5 protein-coding genes are annotated in these 3,743 nt (G+C 43.2%); all 5 read left to right on the top strand.

Annotated features, from left to right (window positions below; translation table 11 throughout):
* Positions 1-604: IS91 family transposase (locus tag MTBBW1_RS18765; protein ID WP_186441494.1), on the top strand; the 604-nt coding region annotated here is incomplete at its 5' end.
* Entirely contained in the window at positions 601-885 is a 285-nt protein-coding gene (locus MTBBW1_RS18760) for a hypothetical protein (protein ID WP_080805925.1), read from the top strand. The genes MTBBW1_RS18765 and MTBBW1_RS18760, both read left to right, overlap by 4 nt.
* 111 nt (positions 886-996) lie before the next feature.
* On the top strand, positions 997-2,040 hold the full coding sequence (locus MTBBW1_RS18755) for a radical SAM/SPASM domain-containing protein (protein ID WP_080805922.1): 1,044 nt from the start codon (positions 997-999) through the stop codon (positions 2,038-2,040).
* Positions 2,037-2,333: a PqqD family protein gene (locus tag MTBBW1_RS18750; RefSeq protein ID WP_080805920.1), complete on the top strand. Its 297-nt coding sequence runs from the start codon at positions 2,037-2,039 to the stop codon at positions 2,331-2,333. Before MTBBW1_RS18755 ends, MTBBW1_RS18750 begins: the two co-directional genes overlap by 4 nt.
* 260 nt (positions 2,334-2,593) lie before the next feature.
* Positions 2,594-3,743 (top strand): GNAT family N-acetyltransferase (locus MTBBW1_RS18745; protein WP_080805918.1); only part of this gene is annotated, 1,150 nt, incomplete at its 3' end.

The following is a 3,743-nucleotide window of genomic DNA, read 5'->3' as shown; positions in this document are numbered from 1 at the left end:
TCTGGCCTCTCTGGAACCTTTTCCCATGTTCAAGGATTGGCTGCGGGAGCTTCTCTTTCATGACTGGGTGGTTTATGCAAAGCGTCCGTTCAGTTCAGCGGAAAACGTGGTGCGCTATGTCGGCATGTACACCCATCGGGTGGCCATCAGCAACAACCGGCTCATATCATGTGACAATGGTGTCGTGAAATTCTGGTTCAAGAATTATAAACGGCTTGATGAAGTTGAGCATTACAATGAGATATGGGAAGAGATGGAGCTTCCGACTGACGAGTTCATACGCAGGTTTCTGCATCATGTGATGCCGGCAGGATTTAACCGGATCCGCTATTACGGCTTTTTGAGCAACAACAACAAGGAACTTCTTGCAAGGATAAAGGAAAGTCTGCTCACCGAAGAGGAAGCTGAACATCCCTCAAATGAGCCAAAGGTATATGAGGGAATCCTTTGCTCCAAATGTGGAGCCGGCGTTCTGATTCCCTTTCTAATCATGGACGGGTGTGGCAACATCCTCAATGGAGATGCCGAAGAGTTTGTCGAAATCAGAAGGGAAAGGCAGCAAAGTTACGGCAAGGAAACTGTGGAGGTGATGAATTCATCATGATTGGACAGCCATCAGTCATGTACAATCCCGGAGCATCTTCACGCTGTCGTGAAAGTGAATGGGGTGGTGTTTGCTCAAAGGCAATTTTCAATGAGAAAAATCATATCCGGATGGGGATTGCCCCTGATTTTGCAGATTTTCCGGGCAAAAAGAGCATGGAAAATTCGGATTCATGCCGGAATTTGTTGACGGGCTGCACATTGGATAGTACAGGAAATATGGTTTTTCTATTAGCAAACAATGTGCCACTGATGGGAAAAACATTGATTTGCGGGGGCTGAAGATAAAATCCGGCTTCATATAACCAGTCGTACCACCGCCAGCCGATTAGGGCTGTGGATGTATCGCATGCTTTTGCGGCTGACGGTGTACTCAACGTTAGATGAAAGTCAGTGCCTGATGAACAAAACAAGAATCCCTCGACCGGGTTTTATATCCAATGGCATTTTCTGGAAGCATGTAACTTGAGGTGTCGGCATTGCTACCAAGAAGATTATAAGGCCCAACCTGTGTCTGTTGCCCAGCTTGATGCAATATATGCTGAATTATCGAAGGCCATTTCAACATGGAAAAAAAATGGAAGGATTTCACTTACAGGAGGAGAACCTTTTCTTGAATTCGAAAAGCTGCTGCATATCCTGAATAAAATCGAGAAGGATGAGGCTTTCTACTGGGCTGGGATCTTATCAAATGGAACTCTCATAGATGACAAGAAAATTGCCGAGCTCACAAAATTTAAGAAGCTGAAAGAGGTGCAGATCTCCATTGATGGTGGAACTGAACGGGTTCACGATCTTACGAGGGGGAAAGGGAGTTTCAGCAAAGCAATTAATGGCCTAGCAAAACTTATCTCGGCCGGTATTCCCACTGCCGTAATGTTCACTCTGACTCAAGAAAATGCAGGATCTGTAGCGGACATTATTGATCTGGCAGACAGAATGGGGATAGATGCGTTGACAATTGAGCGCTACACCCCCTTAGGCAATTCTGAGTCTGACTTATTGAAGCTGTCCGCAGGTAGGTTAAAAGAAATTTATGGACAGATTAAACAGAAGAAAAAACAGATCGAGAGCAGCGGGAGAAAACTTAAGATCAGAACATCTCGGCCGTTGTGGCATCTGATTGATGAATCCCTCGGAGGATTCTGCCCAGTTGGTTATTCAAGTTTATGCATTATGCATGATGGAACGGCATATCCTTGCAGGCGGCTACCTATACCATTAGGTAACGTACTTAACGATGGTATTTTTAAGATTTGGTACAAGTCAGATATTCTGTGGAATATAAGACGAAAAAATCGAATGACATCCTCATGTGGTACATGTGAAGACTTGGGCCGCTGCGGAGGTTGCCGGGCTGCTGCTTATGCAGAGAACGGGGATTATTTGGCGCAAGATCCATTATGCTGGAAATATAAAACAGGAAAATCACAATGAACCTTGATGAAGTAATGCACAAATTCTTTACTCTCTCCGATGACTACATGTTGCACCGGGGTAATGATGGCGAAAAGGACTTTTTCCTTTTTAATGTTTCAACAGGGAAAATTTTCAAACTCAATGAAACGTCCTTTACCATTCTGGAAAGTTTCTCTGAGAACGTATCCTTCTCTGCCGTCGTAGACAACCTGACAAAAAAATTCTCGGTTGAGACAGGCGTCTTAATCAAGGATCTTTCTGGCCTTATGGAAAAATGGACAGAGAGTGGCGTTCTTGTTGAAAATGAGTAAACAGCAGTTTACAGGGTTGGTAGAGCCTAATGGTTAGGTTCGCCTTTGTAAAACATCCTAATTCAAGGAGGTTATAATGGTCACTTATGAAGCACCAGTGTTTGAAGAGCTCGACGGCATGACTTTTCCCGAAGAGATTTGGGCTGAGTTCTGTCAGGGTAAGTGGTGTTTTGGTTGCACTAACTGTAACTGCAACTAAAACCAACAACAACCAGCCTCCTTGCACAAGGAGGCTGGTTATTAACATTTAAGGATATGCAATGCTTTTACTTGATTCCCATGTTCATATAGGCGTAGCGAAAATTAAAAATATTGAAGAAGAGCACAGCTCGCTTCCGGCCTACAATAATGCTACAGCCAATACATTTAGCAACTACCTTAGGGTCAGCAGTGCGAAGGGAGTAACAAAGTGTCTTGCATTCCCATTCCCTTTTAATGAAGTAAAAAGGGCATCAGCCAATAAATATATACTCGAATGTGCACAAAAAGAACCGACATTAATTTTGCCATTATTGCTGCCTGATGACATAAGAAGTATAGAGGCCTGCATTACCGATATATATGGGATAAAGGAACATTTCTACCTCGAAAACTCCAATGACGTATTGTTCCCCATTTATGATCTCCTTCAGAAGACAGGGAAAGTTTTACTTATTCATGCCCATAGAAACGAATGGCAAAAAAAGATATCTGAAATTTCATCTAACTTCCCAGAGCTTAAGGTGATCATAGCCCATTGCGCACGAAAACAACCATTCTCAGATGAAGGCCTGATTGATAATGTTAAAGATATTCTCGCAGCAAGCAAGAAACGGGACAATCTCTACTTTGAGACATCTACAATCAGAACGAATGGTGCAAGTCTTACGGAGTTAATAAATCTCGTGGGAGATGAGCATATTCTTTGGGGATCGGATTTTCCGTTTTACAAAGACAAGGATGAAGATGTTTACAAACTCGAGCGTGAATTCATCTCATCTCCCAAACTCTCAGACGACTCAAGAAAGAAGATCCTTAGTGGAAATTTTCGGCATCTTTTTCAGGCAAATAATATTTGGATAAGACACGCATGTGACCATGACTCCGGCACTCTCATTAACATGCTTGAAGGCATATCAGAGCATGAAAGGAAACTGCTTGCCATAAGTGCGAAGTCATCGTTCTTAAAGCAGATGCTCCGCAAGCCAAAACACGTTTTTGTAGCAGAAAACAGCAAAGGACAAATCCTTGGATTTCTGAGAAAAAGTGACAGGCCAGAGAATGGTGCTCTCATTGAGGAAGTCTACGTGCCAACCAATTACCGTGGCAGTGGAATCGGACGATTACTGATTGAGTCGGTCACAAAGGCCTTGAGTTATGCTGAAATGAAAACGTACTCATCCAATGACCCGATGGTCAATATTGCAAAAG

The sequence above is a fragment of the Desulfamplus magnetovallimortis genome, from assembly GCF_900170035.1.
In the GTDB taxonomy this organism is placed as follows: Bacteria; Desulfobacterota; Desulfobacteria; order Desulfobacterales; family Desulfobacteraceae; genus Desulfamplus; species Desulfamplus magnetovallimortis.
Note: the sequence above shows the minus strand (reverse complement) of the source record. Positions and strands in the feature narration are given on the sequence as shown.

What these genes read in the sequence shown, in the direction of transcription:
- MTBBW1_RS18760 (WP_080805925.1), top strand. Translation starts at nt 601, where the DNA reads ATGATTGGACAGCCATCAGTCATGTACAATCCCGGAGCATCTTCACGC.
- MTBBW1_RS18750 (WP_080805920.1), top strand. Translation starts at nt 2,037, where the DNA reads ATGAACCTTGATGAAGTAATGCACAAATTCTTTACTCTCTCCGATGAC.